We start from the raw sequence: 19441 nt of genomic DNA, 5'->3' as shown, positions 1-19441 counted from the left end.
CGACACAGGCCGGTACAGTACCGGTACGGATTGTGGGATGGTGTCCGGTACGGTCGGCGCTTCGTCGTCGTCCACCGACAAGCGGCTTGATCACGCAGTCGGAACAGTCCCGCCGTCGATGACGTACTCAGTGCCGGTGATGGCGCTGGCCCGCGCGGAGACGAGAAAACCGATGAGTTCTGCCACCTCCCGGGGAGAGCATGGCCGGCCGAGAGGAATGCCCCCGAGCGAATCCATGATGATCTTGCGGGCGCCTTCTGTGTCGATGCCGTTCTGCCGGGCGATCTCGGCAACGAGACTCGCGGCGGCATCCGTCTCGACCCAGCCCGGGGAGACACGCACGACCCGAACGCCTTTCGGACTGACTTCCTTGGACAAGGCTTTGCTGTAGTTCGACAGGGCAGCCTTGGCGGCGGCATAGGCAATCGTGGCTTCCGGCAACGGTAACTGCCGCTGGATCGACGTGACGTGAATGATGACGCCCGAGCGCTGCTCGACCATCGAGGGCAACAGCGCGCGATCGATGCGCACTGCCGGGAACAGGTTCAGGCTCAATGCCTTGTTCCATTCGTCGTCGTCGAGCACCCTGAAGCCACCCGCCGGCGCAGATGAGCCACCCGCCACGTGCACGATTATATCGACGCCGCCGAGCCGTTCGAGCACGGCGCCGACAATGGTTTTACAGCCCTCGGCCGTCGTGATGTCCGCACCGATGAACCTTTCTTCGGAGAAGTCATCGGGACGCGAACGTGCCGTCGCGAGGACGTTCGCGCCGGCCTCGCAAAGGTGCGCGACAACGGCTTTACCAACGCCTTTGGTCCCGCCTGTGACGAGCGCCCGTAAGCCCTGAAGTTCGAGTTTGGCGCTCATCAGTGAATCTCCAGAGACGCGATCTTACCGCCGGCCAGGACAAACGTGTAGGTCAGCTCGACCGGGCTACCGGGGAAGGCGCCGGTGAGCCTGGCGTGCATCGTCACGGCGGCGCCATCCTGGGACAAGTCCAGCGGCTCGACGTTGTACTGGTACCTGGCTTTGGCGTCTTTCTTCCAGGCCTGGATGGCTTCGAGCCCCTCGATAGTGCGGCCCTCGTCGCGCACGACGGCATCGGCAGCGAAGCAGTTCGCGAGAGGAGCGGTGTCGCTGGTGGTTTCCGCGTTCAGATAGACATCCAGTGGCGGCGGCAGGGTCATGTTCATCGGACTTTTCCTGAACGTCACGTTTGCATGTCCCAATGATGGCGCTATAGTTACCACATCGCAAGAACGCACTAAAAAGTAAGTATGCCAAACCGAAAAACCTACACTCCCACGACCGCCGCGATCGACGTCGAAGCCGCATTCAAGCTGCTGGAAGGACGTTGGAAGCTGGTCATCCTGTTTCACCTTTTCGGTGGTCAGGTGCGACGCTTTTCGGACCTCGAGAGGCTGATCCCCGGCATCACGCAAAAGATGCTTGCCCAGCAGCTACGCCGCCTCGAAGAGGACGGCATTGTGACGCGCACGGTCTATCACCAGGTGCCGCCGAAGGTGGACTACCGCTTAACCGATTGGGGGCAGGCGCTGTGCCCGGCACTGGATGCGATCCTGAAATGGGCGGAGCGCCGCGAAGACTTTCCATCGGCTGCGTCGAGCGTGCGTGCCTAAGGCTGACTGACCTGTTTTCCTGAATTCGAATTTTGTGGGTCGTCGACCAGGTGTCTGCTGCAAGTCAACGTATGCGTCTGCATCGGTTTGGGGTGCTCTTCCAACGTTTTCGGAGTCACGCCGTCGGGTCGCGGTATGGTCGGAGAACGAAACCGCTCGCGCGGTAGGGCTCCGGCCATCTCCGGTCGTTTGGCGAGCCGGTAGTCCTGAGGTTGGAACGGCTGCGTCAATCTGGAACCCGACGGACGAACTACGCGAACAACAAAGCATATCGTCACGAAGTGGCTGATTGCTTCTTCGCCATGATGCTGGCATATGCGGACCGGGCTGCGTTCACGTTCATCATGTCCTCCGACGGAACGCTTGGTTGCAGCCTTACTACGCGGATCTTGGACGGGGACCGAAATAAGTTCCCGTTTGCCCTCTACGAGTGTAGTGCCTGGTCCGGTTGCCGGTAGCCAACAGTTGCCGTTCGTCCGACCCACAAAACCGTCATTCGAACGGCCGATTCACCCAGCTTTGCTGACGTTGGACCCGCGACCAGGTCGCACCTGCGGTCCCGCGCTCCAGTTGCTATGCTAGTCACCATCGACCAGCAGGGGAGCAGGCTTGGACAACCCGGATCTTCTCGATAGCGACCAAAAGACCGCGCACATCGTCGCTGCGCAAGCGAGCCCGTGCGACGAGCTCATCATCCGCACGCAGCCCACCGCGGTCGACCGCCCGTGCCGGCGCAAGCGTCTTGCGCTCGCCGCGGCGATCCTCGGCTCGAGCATGGCGTTTATCGACGGCTCCGTCGTCAATGTTGCGCTGCCCGCCATTCAGAGCGAGCTCCGCGCGAGCGTCGCGGCGATGCAGTGGATCGTCAACGCCTACCTGCTCTTTCTCGGGTCCCTCGTGCTGGTGGGCGGATCGATGGGCGACAAGCTCGGCCGCCGCACGGTGTTCATCGCGGGCATCGGGGTCTTCACGCTGGCGTCGGCCGCTTGCGGGCTCGCGCCGAACGCGGGTTCACTGATCGCCGGGCGCGCGGTGCAGGGCATTGGCGCTGCGCTCTTCGTACCCAGCAGTCTCGCAATCATCGGCGCCGTATTCGAAGGCGAAGAGCGCGGACGGGCAATCGGCACCTGGGCGGGCGTCGGCGCGATCACGTCGGCGGTGGGGCCGGTGGCGGGCGGCTTGCTCGTCGACGCGTTGTCGTGGCGCGCGATCTTCTTCCTCAACGTGCCGCTTGCAGCGGTGACGATTGCGCTCGCGATTTCGTCGGTGCCGAACAGCCACAAGCTCGATGCGCCTCAACAGTTGGACTGGCCCGGCGCGCTCAGTGCGGCAGCGGGGCTCGCCGCACTCACCTATGGCCTGACCCAGGCGTCGGCGCGTGGCTTCGCGCATCCGCTCGTATTGTGCGCGATCGGCGCCGGCGTGCTTGTGCTGGCCGCATTCGTGATGATCGAAGCGAACAGCGGTGACCCCATGATGCCGCTCGACGTGTTCCGCTCGCGCGATTTCACGGGCGCCAACCTCGTCACGCTGCTGCTCTACTTCGGTCTGGGCGGCGCACTGTTCTTCCTGCCGTTCACGCTGATCCGCGCATATGGCTACACCGCAACCGAAGCGGGCGCGGCGCTGCTGCCGGTGCCGGTCATCATCGGCTTGTTGTCGCGCTTCACCGGCGGGCTGACGAGCCGCTTCGGTTCGCGGGTCCTGTTGAGCGCCGGCCCGGGCGTCGCCGGAATCGGGTTCGTGATGCTCGCGCTGCCGTTCGTGCGCGGCAGCTATTGGGCCGGATTCCTCCCTGCGCTCGCCGTGCTCGGGCTCGGCATGACCATCACGGTCGCGCCACTCACGACGACCGTGATGGGCTCGGTGCCGGGCGACCGCGCAGGCGTCGCCTCCGGCATCAACAACGCGGTTGCACGCGTGGCGAGCCTGCTGGCGATTGCGGTTCTCGGCATCGTGTTCGTGTGGTCGCACCACGCGGCGCTGTCGGCGCGGCTCGACGAACTGCATGTTCCTCAGGGCGCACGCCAGACCGGGCAGTTGCTGGAGCCGGACGCGCAAGCCGGGGCGGCAGCCGGCGATGCCCATACGCCGCCCCAGACACCCCTGGCGCTGGCGGAAGCCGACGCCATCGCTGACGCGCTACGCGCAGTCGCGCTGGTGTCCGCCGCGTGCGCGTTCGCAGGAGCGGGTCTCGCCGTGGCGACCATCCAGCCCCGCAAGTGATGTGCTTCGCGTCGCCGGACGCGTCTGCTTGCGGCATTCATGCCAGCTGGCTGCCCACGGTCGTTAACAACACAGGCGTCCCTCTGGGTATGACAGCGCTGATCACCGCCGTGCTGCCCTTGGGCAGCACGGTCGGCGCAGTGCTGATCGGCCGCCTGATGGACAGGCACAGCCCTTGTCTGGTGCTCACAAGTTCCTACCTTATTGCCGCCATGTTTATCCTGCTCATCGGCGTCGCTTCGTCGTTGCCGATGCTGGTGTTCGCAGTCTTTGGGGCTGGTCTTGGGACCGGAGGCTCGCAGACCGGCCTCAATGCACTGGCGGCGGCCTACTATCCAACCTCCAGCCGCGTCTCCGGCGTGAGTTGGGCACTCGGCATTGGCCGGGTGGGTTCGATCATGGGCTCGATGGTCGGCGGAATGCTGCTAGCCATGCATCTGGGCCTGCCTGGCATGTTCGTGCTGATAGCGATTCCCACTATCGTTGCTGCACTCAGCATGTTCGGCATGGGACGCTACGAGGCCGCGCTCAAGTCGTCTGAAGTTGCTCGAGCGCTCCCTGGTTCCGTCAAGCTTTAGGGGGCCGTCAGTGCTCAATAGATACATGGGATACATGGCACTTTCGTTGAAGGCAATCTCTCCGGCTTTTCATTCAGCGCCACGTACGTTGACTGCGGTGGCATATTGACTGATCACTTCGGGATGGCATTCGGACGTTCGTGCCTGTCTGTCGGTTGGGCAGCTCCGGGTTGACCTGAGCTGACCGCGTCGGGCTGAGTTTGACTTCGATCTATGTCTATTGCATCAGACGCAGTCCGGCCATCTACAGTCGTTGGCAAGCTTTCTCATGCAGTCGTTCGAACGTCGGCTTCATCTTGGCAACGGACGAATGCGGCCCGATCCGGTCTGTTGCGCGTTGACCGTTCTGGATAGCTAACCATTAGGACTATTACAAGATCTAGCTTGTCTATCCCCATGCTTCCATCTTGCGTCCGATTAATCCACCTGGCGTGCCGTACCGTCGTATGGCGCTACCCCTTGTTGAACAGGCTCACGACACGGGACATAGATTTCGCTGCCAGAACGAGCAGAGCACCGGCCGGACTGTAGTCGACGTTGTGCATCAGGTCGGTCAAATAAAACATGGATAGCGCGATGAGCGGGTGGTACATCGCACGGCTTATCAGGCGTTTCATCGGCATCTCACGCTGTTTCGTTTGCCCGAACCGGTAAGCCACTGTGCGTGTCAACCGATCTGCGCAAGTCTGGAGGCGCGCCAGGCTTCCGGAATCCGTGGAAGGTTTGGCTGCGAAGTGCGGATGACGTTGATCTGTCACGTCCCGTCCTATGACGAACTTTGCCTCTCGCAACCTGTTGCCGTCCTGTCCGTGCGTCGAAGTTTTTTGCCCGATCGTCCAAGTCTTGCCTATGGTTCGCCTGGCCGTTTCTGGGCGTCCACAAAGATTGTCCGGTCCTCCTGCAGAAGGGCGCGATCTGGTTCCACGCGGTTGTATCACGAAGCGATGCGCCCACACTCGAAGGTATCGAGGCAGACCCGAAGGGGCTGTGATGATGAGGCAAGACGTCACCGCGCTGGCACACCGCGAATCCAGATCGCGATTGCCACGCAGACCATAAACGACAGAAGGACGCGGAGACTCGGGACGGCCTGACGCCGGAACCAATCGGGGTCAGCATGCTCGCTAAGGGACCACCCGCGAACATCCACAGGAATCGCGCGACGGTGGATCAAGCGTGGTGAAATCATCAGTAAGGGATTTGTCATCGACTGCCGCAGCAGGTATAACATGTACCCGGCGGCCAGATTGAAGAATGGCCGGCATCCCGGTTCCCTTGCCCGGGAAATCGCATTTCACGCGGGCTATTTATGGATGCAGTTTCTGACGTTCTGCGCGCTGTGCGCCTGAGCGGCGCCGTGTATCTGAACGGAACCTTCACGGCACCGTGGTGCCTTATAGGCCGCACAGATGCTGCGCTCTGTGCAGAGTATCTGCCGCGATCTGAGCGTGTAATTTCATATCATCTGATCATAGACGGCAGCTGCTGGGCCCAACTTGCAGGCGACCCCGATTCGGTTATTCATCTTAGTGCTGGCGAACTGCTCGTGGTGCCGCAAGGTGAAACGCATCTGATGGGCAGCGCCGTGGATATCTCGCCCACGCCATCGGAGTTGCTATTAGCCGGCCCGTTGGCGGCAACACCCGGTGAGGTGATGACGCTATCCCACGGAGGCGGGGGGGTTACGACTCGCATCGTATGTGGCTTTTTGGCCTGCGACGATATCCTGAGCAACCCACTGCTCTCATCGCTGCCGCGACTCTTCAAGATTGATATGCGCCGCGATCCGCGAGCAGCATGGCTTGAGTGCTCCCTCAAATTTGCTGCCGACGAAGCGGCGCATTCGCGTGCGGGCGGTACGATCGTCCTCGCCAGACTGTCCGAACTCCTGTTTGTCGAGGCGGTCCGTAGTTGTATTGAAGCGCTACCTGCCGACCAGACAGGATGGCTGGCCGGCGTGCGCGATCGCTATGTGGGACGTGCGCTTTCGTTGCTCCATGCTCAATCAGTCCACCCCTGGACCGTTGATGAGCTTGCGCGCAAGGTGGGGTTGTCGCGCTCCGCGTTGGCGCAACGCTTTACCGACCTTCTTGGACAACCGCCAATGCAGTACCTGGCGCGATGGCGCATGCAGATCGCGGCGCAGGAACTCCTGATCGGCAGTAAGTCACTCGCCGCTGTAGCGGAGCACATTGGTTACGAGTCGGAGGCAGCGTTCAGTCGAGCCTTCAGGCGGGAATTTGGAATGCCGCCGGCAGGCTGGCGCAAGAGCAAAGGAAAGATGAATGGCGCTGCCGAATCTGCGCAGGCCGCACTCGGCGTGACTGGTATCACGCCACCACCGGAGCAGTGACACCGACTGCTAAACGCAACGGTGCTTCGACAACACCAGCCAGCGCACGATCTGATCGGTAGCTCATTGCGCCGATTGGCCAAATCGCTATCATGCCCCCTGCCATGCCCGACGCAACGTTCATTCACACGCTTCAAAGCTGACCAGGCGTTTCGGTCATATCTCCCGGCGGCCCGATCATAGAACCTCTCGTCTCCCGATCGTACATTTGAGCGTACCGGAATGCCAGATCAGCCATGTGGTTCTGGCCGGTAGATGAACATTCACAGCTCGACCGCACGTCGGTCCGTATTGGGAGAAATGCCATGAACGCAGTATCGCGACTCTCTGACCGCGATCGTTACGCCCGGTGCATTCGCGCCTCAAAGATGGTCAGTTGGGACATCGACCGTGACGTGATCGGAGGCCGCACCTTTGACACTTCTCAGAAATATCTGCCCGACGGGCTCTCACTGGCTCCGAATTTCATTACGCTCTCCGAGAGCGAGAAGCGTTTCGTCAGCCAGATTCAGGGACGCACGTATGCCAACGTGTTCGGACTGGTAGAGCGCTTCATCAACGCCAAGATGCTGGAAGTCAGCCGTGACTATTGGCTCGGCGACCAGGTGGCGCTTGAGGCGCTGGTCCGATTCAGCGACGAGGAACTTAAGCATCAGGCGCTGTTTCGTCGCATCGACGAGATGATCGGTGAAACCCTTCCCCCCGGCTATCGCTTCGACGTCGAACCAAATGCCGTTGCCTCTGTAGTCCTCGGGAAAAGCACGTGGGCCGTATTGGCGCTGACGCTGGATATCGAACTATTCAGCCAGCTCCACTACCGCCAGAGTATCGATCCAGACGATCAGCTATCGGAGCTATTCAAGAACGTGTTCCTCTACCATTGGAAGGAGGAGAGCCAGCACGCCATCCTCGACGAGCTCGAATGGGCGCGTCACGACGCCACTGTGACGGCCAGTGATCGCGACAAGGCTGTTGACGAATTCATCGAGTTGGTCGCCGCGATCGACGGCATTCTGCAGGCGCAGGCCGCAGCCGACACGCGTTACTTCGTGGCGAACTGCGGCCGCGCAGTCGACGAGGCAGAAACCCTGTCGGTCGAAGCGAATTTCCTCGATGCTTACCGGTGGCAATACATCCACTCGGGCGCACGTCATCCCCATTTCGGGGAGGTCCTTTATAGCCTCATCTCCGAAGACCAGGGCATGCGCATCCAGGCTGCGTTAGCCACACTTCAATGAGAGCGAAGCTGAACAATCCACGTAGGTAAAGGAGATGGAATATGAATGCCGATGCACAGACTAACGAACCGAACATCGTTAATGGCCTCAACGTCGACGACTTGTTCGTCCTGATTGAAGGCGTCAAGGGCGATGCCTCGAAAGCCACCACAAGCTGGCGCGTAGCGACGACCTGGCAGGGCCAGACCCGGACTCGCGCCGAGGTAGAGGGGTTCTCGATCGGAGGGCAGGATGTGTCGCGCCGGTTCACCATCGATATCGACGAGCCTTGCGAACTCGGTGGTTCGAATAAGTTTGCCAATCCTCAGGAGCATCTGATCGCGGCGCTGAATGCCTGCATAACGGTGGGTTACGTGGCGCAATGCGCCGTCCGCGGGATTACGCTCGAATCCCTGGAGATTGAGACTGAGGGTGAAATCGACCTCAGGGGTTTTCTTGGGATCGACCCGCAAGTGGCAAACGGCTACGAGAGCCTGCGTTATACCGTTCGTATCAAGGGCAGCGGTACTAAGCAACAGTTCGCCGAAATCCATGACGCGGTAATGGCCACGTCTCCCAATGTCTACAATCTGGCGAATGCCGTCGCCTTGAAATCGACTCTTCTGGTCGGGTGAACTTCGCGATGTGGGCGCCGCGACCCGAATCGTTTCCGTCGCGCCGCCTTTTTGAAAATGGAAGGAGGTACCCGTAACGGGGAGAAGCCTCAGCCTTGCTGAGTACTTAGCGCAAAGCCTTCCTGGACAAGATCTAACGGAAAACGGGTAGGTCGCGCCCGCTTGGAAAGAATTAGCTCGGCCGGTCACGCGCGAGCGCACGCCATCATTCAGAGGACTATGAGTGTGCCACCGCGCGCGCTGGCAGGCGTCGAACAGGTCTTGATGGAAGAAACGGCGATGTGGCCCGATGCGGCATAGCACTCTTCCATCTATGGCGCATGGGCCATAGCGTCACGACGTGAACGCGAACGCAATCGTTGCGGCTCTCACGACTTAATCGTCGGCGTCCGTTCGACCCAGCTCGCAAGATAGTCAACCATGCGCTGCGCGGCCTCTCCAGTTGCGCGATGCGCTTGCTGATCGCGGACGGCTCGATGTGCGCCTTCTCCGCCGCCCGCGCAATATTGCGGTGATCGCACACGGCGACGAAAAGCCGCAGCGTTTTGGGGTCGATGTCGCGCATTTGCAGTCTCCAGGTCGCTCGATCAGACATTCCTGATTGGAACGCCACCCGTTCCGAAATACCGCTTTAAGGTTTCGCTGGAATGTCTAAAGTTAGCACAACGCCGGCGACCCTACGACCGGCACGAGACAAACGGAGACAGCACCATGCCCTCGTTCCCCACGGACGTCGTCATTCGCGAAGTCGGCCTGCGCGACGGCCTGCAAAGCATCCAGACGATTCTTCCCACGAAACGCAAGATCGAATGGATCGGCGATGCCTACGCCGCCGGCCAGCGGGAAATCGAAGTCGGCTCGTTCGTTCCCGCGCGCCTTCTGCCGCAACTGGCGGACACCGCTGAACTCGTCGCCTACGCGAAGACGCTGCCGGGCCTCGTCGTCTCGGTGCTCGTGCCGAATCTCAAAGGCGCCGAGCGCGCCATCGAAACCCAGGCCGACCTGCTGCTCGTGCCGCTCTCAGCGAGCCATGCGCACAGCCTCGCCAACCTGCGCAAAACGCCCGATGAAGTCGTTGCCGAAGTGGCGCGCATCCGGGCCGCACGCGATGCGGCCGGTTCAAAGACGCTGATCGAAGGCGGCATCGGCACGGCGTTCGGCTGCACGATCCAGGGCCACGTCAACGAGGCCGAAGTGCTGCGCTGCATGCAGGCTTTGCTCGATGCAGGCGCGGATCGCGTGAGCATCGCCGATACGGTCGGCTACGCCGGCCCCACCGCCGTGCGCGATCTGTTCGAGAAGGCCCGCAAGATTGCCGGCGAGCGCTTCTGGTGCGGCCACTTCCACGACACGCGCGGCCTCGCGCTCGCCAACGTGTACGCGGCGCTCGAAACCGGCGTCGCACGCTTCGATGCGACGCTCGCCGGCATCGGCGGTTGCCCGCATGCGCCGGGCGCGAGCGGCAACGCAACGAGCGAGGACCTGGCGTTCATGCTCGCCGGCATGGGCATCGAAACCGGCATCGATATTCCCGCCTTGCTGGCACTGCGTGCGAAGGTCGCGCGGTGGCTCGAAGGCGAAACGCTTCACGGCGCGTTGTGGCTCGCCGGACTGCCCAAAACCTTCGCGGTTCCGGCTGCGCTCAACGCTTGAGGACATCATGAGCAACAACACCCGACTTCCCCTCGACGGCGTGCGCGTCATCGAATTCACGCACATGGTCATGGGGCCGACGTGCGGCATGATCCTCGCCGATCTCGGCGCCGAGGTCATCAAGATCGAGCCGCCCGGCGGCGACAAAACCCGCAAGCTGCCGGGTCTGGGCATCGGCTTCTTCCGCTCGTTCAATCGCAACAAGAAGAGCGTCGTGCTCGACATCAACACGCCGGAGGGCAAGGAAGCGGCGGTGGAACTGATCGGCACCTGTGACGTGATGCTCGAAAACTTCCGCCCGGGGTTGATGGCAAAGCTGGGCCTCGACTACGACACGCTTTCGAAGCAATACCCCGGCCTCATCTACGTGTCGCACAAGGGCTTTCTGCCCGGGCCGTACGAGAAGCGCCTCGCGCTCGATGAAGTCGTGCAGATGATGGGCGGCCTCTCCTACATGACGGGCCCGATCGGTCGGCCGCTGCGCGCGGGAACGTCGGTGAACGACATCATGGGCGGCATGTTCGGCGCGATTGGCGTGCTCGCCGCGTTGCGTGAGCGTGAAAGCACCGGCCAAGGCCAGGAAGTGCAGAGCGCACTCTTCGAGAACTGCGTGTTCCTGAGCGCGCAGCACATGCAGCAATACGCGATGACCCGCGAGCCGCCACCGCCGATGCCCGCGCGGGTGTCGGCGTGGAGCGTCTACGACGTGTTCACGCTGGCGGAAGGCGAGCAGCTTTTCATCGGCGCGGTCAGCGACAAACAGTTCATCACGCTGTGCGACGTGCTTGAACGCCCGGATCTGCCAGCCGAGCCGCGCTTCGCGACCAATGCGTTGCGCGTTGCGATCCGCCCTGAGTTGCTCGAAGTTCTCGGCACCATTCTCAAGGATCATCGCGTTGAAGAACTTTCGCCGAAGCTCGAAGCAGCCGGCATTCCGTACGCGCCGATCGTGCGGCCCGAGCAACTGCTCGACGACCCGCATCTGAAGGCAAGCGGCGGCCTTGTGCCGATGGAAACCGAAGACGGCAGCATGACCGAAGTCGTGCTCCTGCCGCTGACGATGGGTGGCCGGCGTCCAGGCGTGCGCCACGCGCTCGCGCGCGTCGGCGAGCACACGCAGGAAGTGCTGTCGCGTCTGAAGAGTCGAGTGAGCGCATGAGCTTCCGCGCTGAAAGCGCATCGAATCACGGAGCATACGAAATGGCAGATCTCTTTGAAAATCCGATGGGCCTGATGGGATTCGAGTTCGTCGAATTCGCGTCGCCCACGCCGAACACGCTGGAGCCGGTGTTCGAGAAGCTCGGCTTCACACTCGTGGCGCACCATCGTTCGAAGGATGTCGTGCTGTATCGGCAGGGCGGCATCAACTTCATCGTCAACCGCGAGCCGAAGAGCCCGGCCGCTTACTTCGCGGCGGAACACGGGTCGTCGGCGTGCGGTCTCGCATTTCGCGTGAAGGACTCGCATGCGGCGTATGCGCGAGCGCTCGAACTCGGCGCGCAGCCGCTCGACATGCCCACCGGGCCGATGGAACTGCGCTTGCCCGCGATCAAGGGCATCGGCGGCGCGCCGCTCTATCTGATCGACCGCTTCGAGGACGGCGAATCGATCTACGACATCGACTTCAGGTTTGTCGAAGGCGTGGACCGGCGTCCGGAAGGCTATGGACTGAAGCTCGTCGATCACCTCACGCACAACGTCTATCGCGGACGCATGGCGTTCTGGGCGGGCTACTACGAGAAGCTCTTCAACTTCCGCGAGATCCGGTACTTCGATATCTCGGGCGAATACACGGGCCTCACGTCGAAAGCGATGACGGCCCCGGACGGCAAGATCCGCATTCCGCTGAACGAGGAATCGTCGAAGGGCGCGGGGCAGATCGAAGAGTTCCTGATGAAGTTCAATGGCGAGGGCATCCAGCACGTGGCGCTGCTCTCCGACGACCTGCCGGCGACGATCGACAAGCTCGCGATGGCCGGCGTCCCGCTCATGACCGCGCCGGGCGAGTCGTACTACGAGATGCTGGAGGAACGCCTGCCGGGTCACGGCCAGCCGGTCCCGGAGCTTCAGACGCGCGGCATCCTGCTCGACGGCGACACGAGCGGGGAGAGGCCGCGCCTCCTCCTGCAGATCTTCTCGGACACGCTGCTCGGCCCCGTTTTCTTCGAATTCATTCAGCGCAAGGGCGACGACGGCTTCGGCGAAGGCAACTTCAAGGCGCTCTTCCAGTCGATCGAACGCGATCAGATCCGCCGGGGTGTCGTCGGCCAGAACTAGCTTCCAATCGCGGGCCGTGCGCGAGCAGCATGCGGCCCATCACCTTCATACCGGCAGGCATGCACACAAAAGAATGCCGCCAGTGCACAAAGCAGGAGACAGACATGCAGCAGACCGTCACCGCGGGTAGCCCCCCGCTTGCGTCGCCGAACGTTCGCATCGGCATCGACCCCGGCGCGGAAATCTCCGCGCGCATGGATCGACTGCCCATCACGCGACATCTCTGGATGCTCGTGTTTCTCATTTCGCTCGGCGGCTTCTTTGAAGTCTATGACCTGATTTTCACCGGCTATATCGCGCCGGGCATGGCGAAGAGCGGTCTCCTCAAGACCACGACGAGCGCGTTCTTCGGCTTCACCGGCATCGCCGGCTTCATCGCCGCGACGTTCGCGGGGCTCTTCATCGGCACCTTCGGGTTCGGCTGGCTGCCGGACCGCTACGGGCGCCGCGCCGTGTTCACCTTTTCGCTGCTGTGGTACTCGGTCGGCTCGGCGATCATGGCCTTCCAGACGACGCCCGAAGGCGTGATCCTGTGGCGCTTCATCACGGGCATCGGCGTGGGGGTGGAGATCATCACGATCGACAGCTACGTCACCGAACTGGTCCCGCAACACATGCGCGGCCGCGCGATGGCATTCAACCAGATGGTGATGTTCGCGGCCGCTCCGGTCGCGGCGATCCTCTCGTACTGGCTCGTGCCGACGACCTTGTTCGGCGTCGACGGATGGCGTGTCGTAGTGCTCGCGGGATCGATCGGTGCGGTGCTCGTATGGTTCATCCGCCGCTCGGTACCGGAAAGCCCGCGCTGGCTCGCGACGCACGGCCATGTGGAGAAGGGCGAGCGGGTCGTGTCGAAGATCGAGGCGGCCGTCATGCGCCAGACAGGCAAGCCACTGCCGCCGCCGCCGCTTCCGGTGATCGAGCAGCCCGCGCATCGACGCGCGTCGTTTGCGGAGTTGTTGCAGCAGCCGTACCGCTCGCGTCTCATCATGCTGATCATCTTCAACTTCTGCCAGGCGGTCGGCTATTACGGCTTCGCCAACTGGGTGCCGACGCTTTTGATCGGCCAGGGCATCACCGTGACGAAGAGCCTGCTGTATTCTTTCATCATCGCGTTCGCGATGCCGGCGGGCCCGATGCTCGCGATGCTCTACGCCGACAGGATCCAGCGTAAATGGCTGATCGTCGGCGGGGCGCTTGCGGTGATCGTTTGCGGCTTGGCCTTCGGGCAAGTGAAGGAAGTCGTGCCGCTCATCATTCTGGGCGTGCTGATCAGTCTGGCCGGGCAGACCATCTCCGTGTCCTTCCACGCTTACCAGGCGGAACTCTTCCCAACGGCGGTGCGCTGCCGTGCAAGCGGTATCGTGTATTCGGTCAGCCGCATCGGGGCGATGATGTCGGGATTCTTCATCGCATTCCTGTTACGGGATTTCGGCGTCGCGGGTGTGTTCGCCGGCATCACCGGTTGCATGCTGGTCGTTGCTGTCGCGATCGGCGTGTTTGGACCCAGGACCAACGGTGTTCGACTTGAGGAGCTGAATCGGTGAGTTCTATAACGACTCCAGTTCCGCTTTCGTGCTCACGCCGTAGACGCAGTTTTCATACCGGAGACCATCGTGTATCAGTCACCTTCGCAGCCGTCTGATCCGTCGAGGACGGTGCGCTTTGATGGTCGAATTTTGTTCCTGTCGCAGAACGCGAGCGTAATCGAGCGGCAACTGCTGTCGCGGGCCGGATCGTCAGTCTCGAGAAATTGCGAGCATCGTCGAAGAGCAACTGAATGGGGGCGTCAGGTCCAGCGGTCGAGTCGCCTTTTTCGCAGACCGACTTTTCAAACAGTATCGGCCATGAAGCGTCATTCGTCGTCGCGTTGGGCGGGACAGATTTTCACTTCATGCTCAAACCTTTGCTGACGCCTGCATCTGTTCCGCAGGCTGTGCCCGATCCCGCCGTTCTTTCCGACCGGCTGTATTGCCAGGCCTGATCTTGAACCAGATCGAATACATGGCCGGCAGGAACACAAGGGTCAGAATCGTCCCTGCGAAAGTGCCGCCGATCAGCGTGTAAGCGAGGGTCCCCCAGAACACCGAATGGGTCAGTGGGATGAATGCCAGGATCGCCGCCAGCGCGGTCAGGATCACCGGCCGGGCACGCTGCACGGTTGCTTCAACGAGTGCGTTGAACGGATCCAGGCCCGCCTGCTCGTTCTGGTGGATCTGCCCGATCAGTATCAGCGTGTTACGCATCAGGATTCCCGACAGCGCAATGAGGCCGACCAGCGCGTTGATGCCGAATGGCTGCCGGAAAAGAATCAGGGTGGGCACCACGCCGATCAGCCCCAACGGACTGGTCAGGAACACCATGACCATCGCGGAGATCGAGCGCACCTGGAAGATGATGATAAGCAGAGTGATCGCCAGCATGATCGGGAACAGCGGCAACATGGCCGTCGTCGCCTTGGCCGATTCTTCGATGGAGCCCGCCTGCTCGATGCGATAGCCGCCGGGCAGTTTGGCGATGATGGGCTGAAGCTGCCTGGTGATCGCCGTGGATACGTCCGGCGGCTGCAGGTTGTCGGCAATATCGCCGCGCACCGTGATCGTCGGCATGCGATCGCGCCGGCGCATGATCGGCTCCTCCATGCGCACATCGACCTTGCCGACCTGCGATAGCGGAATACGCTGCCCGTTGGCGCCAGCCAGTGTGAAGTCGCCGATCCTGGCGGGATCGAGACGAACATCGCCGGCCGAACGCGCCATCACCTGCACAGTGCGAATGTCCTCGCGCACGGTGGTAACAGGCACGCCGCTCAGCAAAAACTGTAGTTGCTGTGCCACGGCGCTGGAGGTCAGTCCTACTGCCTGCAATCGATCCTGCTGCAAGGTGAAGTGCAAGGTGGGCGTGCGCGTGCCCCAGTCGTTGTTGACCGTGCGCATCATCGGGCTGGCATCCATCACCTGCTGAACGTCCGCCGCGATGCTGCGCAGCTTGTCCGGATCTGGACCGGAGATACGGTAGGCAACGGGGAACGGCGAATACGGACCGAATACAAGTTGCGTGACGCGCACGCGCGCCTCGGACGCGAGGCCATCGGCGACGGCCTGGCGCAATCGCAACTTCAACGCATCGCGCTCTTCCTGGTTGTCGGTGCGAACCACGATCTTGGCAAACGACGGATCAGGCAGTTCCGGTCCCATCGCCAGGTAAAAACGCGGCGCACCCTGGCCGATGTATGCAGTGACGATCCTGGCTTCCTTCTGCCTGGCGAGCCACGCTTCCACCTTCGCCGCGGCAGCGCTGGTTTGATCGATCGACGTGCCGTAGGGCATCTGCACTTCGACCAGCACTTCAGGACGGTCGGAGATGGGAAAGAATTGTTTCTTGACCACCGCCATGCCGAGTATGGTCACGGCGAAGAGACCCACGACGGAACCGGCGACCAGCCATTTGCGCGCAATAACGCGACCCAGCAGCTGACGGAAACGGTTGTAGCGCGGCGTGTCGTAGATCGCGTCGTGGCCGCCTTCGACCTTCTTGAAATCGGGCAACATCTTCACGCCAAGGTAAGGCGTGAACGCCACCGCCACCACCCAGGATGCAACCAGCGCAACGCCGACGATCCAGAACATGTTGCTGGTATATTCGCCGGCGGTGGATCGCGCGAAGCCATTGGGCATGAAGCCCACGGCCGTCACCAGCGTGCCCGCCAGCATGGGCGCCGCCGTGTGGCTCCACGCATAGGCGGAAGCAGCCACGCGGCTGTAACCCTCTTCCATCTTCACGACCATCATTTCGATGGCGATGATGGCGTCGTCCACCAGCAAGCCCAGCGCCAAAATCAGCGAACCCAGAGTGATGCGGTCGAAGTTTTTGCCGGTGGCGGCCATCACCACGAAGACCGCCGCCAGCGTCAACGGCACGGCCGCGGCAACTACCAGGCCCACGCGCCAGCCCATGCTCACGAAGCTCACCAGCATCACCACCAGCAGCGCGACGAAAAACTTGAGCATGAACTCATCGACCGCGGAGCTGATGTTGACGGCTTGATCCGTGACCTTGCTCAGGCTCATGCCCAGCGGCAGTCCGGCGTTGATCGCACCGACCTCGCTGTCCAGCGCCTTGCCGAGATCAAGCCCGTTCCAGCCGTCGCGCATGACGATACCCAGCAGCAACGAAGGTTCGCCATTGTTGCGGATCAAGAAGGTCGCCGGATCTTCATAGCCCCACTTGACGGTGGCGATGTCCGACAGCTTCAGCGTGCGACCTCGCGCAACAACGGGCGTGTCGCGAATTTTTTGCAACGAGTCGAAGGCGCCGTCCAGGCGAATGAACACCTCCGGTCCCCTGGTCTCCACGGAGCCGGCCGGCGTCAACGCGTTCTGGCTGTTGAGCGCGGCGAACACGTCCTGCGGACTCACGCCCAGCGTGGCCAGGCGATCATGCGAGAACTCGACGTAGATTTTCTCCGCCTGCTCGCCGATGATGTTGACCTTCTTCACGCCTGGCACGTGCAACAAACGCTGGCGCTGCGATTCCGCATCACGCACCAGCAGGCGCTGCGGTTCGCCCTTGGCCTTGAGTGCGAACAGCGCAAACGTGACATCCGCGTATTCGTCGTTGACCATCGGCCCGATCACACCTGGAGGAAGGTTGTTTATCTCGTCGCCAACTTTTTTTCGGGCCTGGTAGAACTGCTCCTGCACTTCCGAAGGCGGCGTGCTGTCGAGCAAGGTCAAGGTCGTGAAGGCCAGGCCGGGTCGTGTGTAAGTTTCGGTACGGTCGTACCAGCGCAGTTCCTGCATGCGCTTTTCGATCTTTTCGGCGACCTGGTCCTGCATTTCCTGCGCGGTGGCGCCGGGCCAGGCGGTGATGATGGTCATCACCTTGACCGTGAAGGCGGGATCTTCCGCACGGCCCAGCTTGAAGAATGAAACAAGCCCGGCCAACGAGATCAGGCAGATCAGGAACAGGGTGATGGAGCGCTCGCGCACAGCGAGCGCGGAGAGATTGAAACGACCTTCGCTCACGGACTCACTCCCTCGCTTGCCATGGCGACGGCCTGGCTTGCCACCCGCACCGGCTCACCTTCGTGCAGCAGATGTGCGCCGAGCGCCACGACTCGATCGCCTTGCTTGAGTTGACCGGCGACGCGCGCGCTGTCGTCATCCAGATGCTGGACAACGACCGGCTGCCAGGACACCTTGGCCGGGTTACCGTTGATGACCCACACGCCAGGCCCCTTGCCCGCGTCGAACAGGGAACCCAGCGGAACCTGCAAGCCCCCCTGCACGGAAACATGTCCATCGGGAATCTGGATCGTCGCCGTGGTGCCCAACGGTGCGCTGGCCAGTTCGCCTTGCAGCACATACCGCGCTTCAAAGGTGCGGGTCAGTGGATCGGCGGCATCCGACAGTTGCCGCAGCGTGGCCGGCACGCTAACGCCTTCCTTGCCGAAGAGCGCGGCTTGCGCGACGGAACCGAACGCGGGGCGCAAGGTTTCCGGTAGCTGGACAACGGCCTCGCGGGGCCCGGCGTGGGCCAGGCGCACCACGGTCTGGCCGGCGCTGACGACCTGGCCCGGTTCGGCCAGCGTTTCCATGACGACACCATCGCCGTCTGCCACCAGCTCGGCGTAGCCTGTTGCATTGTTGGCAACCCCGGCCTCGGCTTCGGCCGCACTGAGCTGCGCTTTGGCTGCATCCGCCGCCGCCTTGACCTGGTCGTAGGCCGAAGCCGAGATCGCGCCGGTGCCGCGCAGGTCGCGGTAGCGGGCTTCGTCCTGCGCCGTCTGCTGCGCCCGCGCTCGCGCGGCCGCAACTGCCTCCTGCTGCGCCTGCGCAGCGAGCTTCAGATCGACGGGGTCGATGCGCATGAGCGGCTGGCCGCGCTTGACGGTTTGCCCCGCATCCACAAGCCGCTTGAGCACCTTGCCAGCGACGCGAAACCCGAGGTCACTCTGCACCCGGGCGGCTACGGTCCCTGTGAACGAACGCGACGCTGGAGCCGCGCTCTGGACGATGGCGACACGCACCATCGGCGCCTCCGTGCGCGGATCGGATGGTGCTTTTGCGCCGCACGCGACTAGCGCAAATGGCAAGGCACAGACGACGGTAGAGGTGGCGAGGCGACGCGAGAGCATGAAAGTCCGATCGACGAAGTGATGATGGCTTTCATTATGGTTCTAGTGACCAATATAGTCAATAGTCACAAACGCTTGGTTTCAGGGCGACAGGCTGCGGAGCACCAGACTGGCCAGCTGCGCCGGCGCCTCCACTATGTAATCGAAGCTGTGCTGCAGGATGAGCGGGTTGAGGTAGGGGCGCATGACCAGGTAGATCGCCATCGCGGTCTCGTCGAGCGGCGTCTTGCGCTCGAAGTCCCCGCTCTGCCGGCCCTCCTGCAGGATGTCCTGAAGCAGTTTCTGGATGCGTTCTTCATAGGCGAGCGTCGCCTGCCAGTGCTCGGTGGCGGCCGACGCGGCAATCTCGTAAAGCTTGCGGTCCTGCGAGAACAGGCGAAGGCTGGCCTCGACGATCGCCTTGAACATCCGCCGCAGCTTCTCGGGTGGCCGGTCGGCGCCATCAACGGCCGCTTTGACCTCGCCTTCGATCTCGCGCAGGCAGTTCGCACAGATCATTTCGCCAATAGCCTGCTTGGACTCGAAGAACTTGTAGATATACGCCTTGGAAAAGCCGATGGCCTTGGCAAGATCGGAGACGGTTGTCTTCTCGTAGCCATACCGACTGAAGTGCTCGGTGGCCGCCGCAACGATTTGATCGCGCACGTCGTGGTCGGCAGGGCCACGGGCCGAAACGGGATAGGTGATTGCATTTTTCATGGTTCGCAGCTTACCGCTGCT

Annotated in this window: 16 protein-coding genes and 1 pseudogene; 10 read left to right on the top strand and 7 right to left on the bottom strand. The window is 62.2% G+C overall.

Translation table 11 applies throughout. The features are described 5' to 3' along the window. Positions 1-90: 90 nt before the first annotated feature. Together SB772_RS29020 and SB772_RS29015 are read right to left on the bottom strand one after the other, a co-directional pair. A complete protein-coding gene (locus SB772_RS29020) occupies positions 91-870 on the bottom strand; it encodes an SDR family oxidoreductase (RefSeq protein ID WP_410836601.1) in 780 nt (259 codons plus the stop codon). Then, positions 870-1196, bottom strand: coding sequence for a nuclear transport factor 2 family protein (locus SB772_RS29015; RefSeq protein ID WP_410836600.1), 327 nt, complete (start codon positions 1194-1196; stop codon positions 870-872). The genes SB772_RS29020 and SB772_RS29015 overlap by 1 nt, the downstream gene beginning before the upstream one ends. An 84-nt stretch (positions 1197-1280) precedes the next feature. Here SB772_RS29015 and SB772_RS29010 point away from each other — a divergent pair, with 84 nt between their 5' ends. The 3 genes from SB772_RS29010 to SB772_RS29000 all read left to right on the top strand — a co-directional run bounded on the left by SB772_RS29010 (position 1281) and on the right by SB772_RS29000 (position 4447). After that, positions 1281-1643, top strand: a complete 363-nt coding sequence (locus tag SB772_RS29010; RefSeq protein ID WP_410836599.1) for a winged helix-turn-helix transcriptional regulator — start codon at positions 1281-1283, stop codon at positions 1641-1643. Positions 1644-2252: 609 nt separating this feature from the next. Then, positions 2253-3869 carry an MFS transporter gene (locus tag SB772_RS29005; protein WP_410836598.1) on the top strand — a complete coding sequence of 539 codons (1617 nt, stop codon included), beginning with the start codon at positions 2253-2255 and terminating at the stop codon, positions 3867-3869. After that, positions 3869-4447, top strand: a complete 579-nt coding sequence (locus SB772_RS29000; RefSeq protein WP_410836647.1) for an MFS transporter — start codon at positions 3869-3871, stop codon at positions 4445-4447. The genes SB772_RS29005 and SB772_RS29000 overlap by 1 nt, the downstream gene beginning before the upstream one ends. 452 nt (positions 4448-4899) lie before the next feature. On the opposite strand, the gene SB772_RS28995 is transcribed toward SB772_RS29000, so the two are convergent. Beyond that, positions 4900-5205 carry a hypothetical protein gene (locus SB772_RS28995; protein WP_410836597.1) on the bottom strand — a complete coding sequence of 102 codons (306 nt, stop codon included), beginning with the start codon at positions 5203-5205 and terminating at the stop codon, positions 4900-4902. Positions 5206-5756: 551 nt separating this feature from the next. On the opposite strand from SB772_RS28995, the gene SB772_RS28990 reads away from it, so the two are divergent. The 3 genes from SB772_RS28990 to SB772_RS28980 all read left to right on the top strand — a co-directional run bounded on the left by SB772_RS28990 (position 5757) and on the right by SB772_RS28980 (position 8652). Further along, the gene (locus SB772_RS28990) at positions 5757-6800 is read left to right on the top strand and encodes an AraC family transcriptional regulator (protein WP_410836596.1); all 1044 of its coding nucleotides are present in this window, start codon (positions 5757-5759) and stop codon (positions 6798-6800) included. 305 nt (positions 6801-7105) lie between these two features. After that, positions 7106-8038, top strand: a complete 933-nt coding sequence (locus SB772_RS28985) for a hypothetical protein (protein ID WP_410836595.1) — start codon at positions 7106-7108, stop codon at positions 8036-8038. Between the two features lie 41 nt (positions 8039-8079). Continuing rightward, positions 8080-8652 carry an OsmC family protein gene (locus SB772_RS28980; protein ID WP_410836594.1) on the top strand — a complete coding sequence of 191 codons (573 nt, stop codon included), beginning with the start codon at positions 8080-8082 and terminating at the stop codon, positions 8650-8652. A 436-nt stretch (positions 8653-9088) separates the two neighbouring features. On the opposite strand, the pseudogene SB772_RS28975 reads toward SB772_RS28980, so the two are convergent. Continuing rightward, a pseudogene (locus SB772_RS28975) lies at positions 9089-9217 on the bottom strand (LysR family transcriptional regulator); the annotation flags it as partial. A gap of 146 nt (positions 9218-9363) precedes the next feature. Here SB772_RS28975 and SB772_RS28970 point away from each other — a divergent pair. The 4 genes from SB772_RS28970 to SB772_RS28955 all read left to right on the top strand — a co-directional run bounded on the left by SB772_RS28970 (position 9364) and on the right by SB772_RS28955 (position 14129). Beyond that, complete coding sequence (locus tag SB772_RS28970) at positions 9364-10305, top strand: hydroxymethylglutaryl-CoA lyase (protein ID WP_410836593.1); 942 nt, start codon at positions 9364-9366, stop codon at positions 10303-10305. A 7-nt stretch (positions 10306-10312) separates the two neighbouring features. Continuing rightward, positions 10313-11464, top strand: coding sequence for a CaiB/BaiF CoA transferase family protein (locus SB772_RS28965; RefSeq protein WP_410836592.1), 1152 nt, complete (start codon positions 10313-10315; stop codon positions 11462-11464). Between the two features lie 41 nt (positions 11465-11505). Beyond that, a complete protein-coding gene (gene hppD / locus SB772_RS28960; protein WP_410836591.1) occupies positions 11506-12582 on the top strand; it encodes a 4-hydroxyphenylpyruvate dioxygenase in 1077 nt (358 codons plus the stop codon). 104 nt (positions 12583-12686) lie between these two features. Then, positions 12687-14129, top strand: coding sequence for an MFS transporter (locus SB772_RS28955; protein WP_410836590.1), 1443 nt, complete (start codon positions 12687-12689; stop codon positions 14127-14129). 351 nt (positions 14130-14480) lie between these two features. On the opposite strand, the gene SB772_RS28950 is transcribed toward SB772_RS28955, so the two are convergent. From SB772_RS28950 to SB772_RS28940, 3 genes are all read right to left on the bottom strand, one after another. Continuing rightward, positions 14481-17609: an efflux RND transporter permease subunit gene (locus SB772_RS28950; RefSeq protein ID WP_410836589.1), complete on the bottom strand. Its 3129-nt coding sequence runs from the start codon at positions 17607-17609 to the stop codon at positions 14481-14483. Further along, complete coding sequence (locus tag SB772_RS28945; protein ID WP_410836588.1) at positions 17606-18721, bottom strand: efflux RND transporter periplasmic adaptor subunit; 1116 nt, start codon at positions 18719-18721, stop codon at positions 17606-17608. The genes SB772_RS28950 and SB772_RS28945 overlap by 4 nt, the downstream gene beginning before the upstream one ends. 81 nt (positions 18722-18802) lie before the next feature. Then, positions 18803-19420, bottom strand: coding sequence for a TetR/AcrR family transcriptional regulator (locus SB772_RS28940; RefSeq protein WP_410836587.1), 618 nt, complete (start codon positions 19418-19420; stop codon positions 18803-18805). Between the last annotated feature and the right edge of the window lie 21 nt (positions 19421-19441).

Source organism: Paraburkholderia sp. SIMBA_030 (assembly GCF_046535245.1).
Classification (GTDB): Bacteria; Pseudomonadota; Gammaproteobacteria; order Burkholderiales; family Burkholderiaceae; genus Paraburkholderia.
The sequence above is the reverse complement of the archived record's forward strand: the minus strand, read 5'-3'. Positions and strand labels throughout refer to the sequence as shown.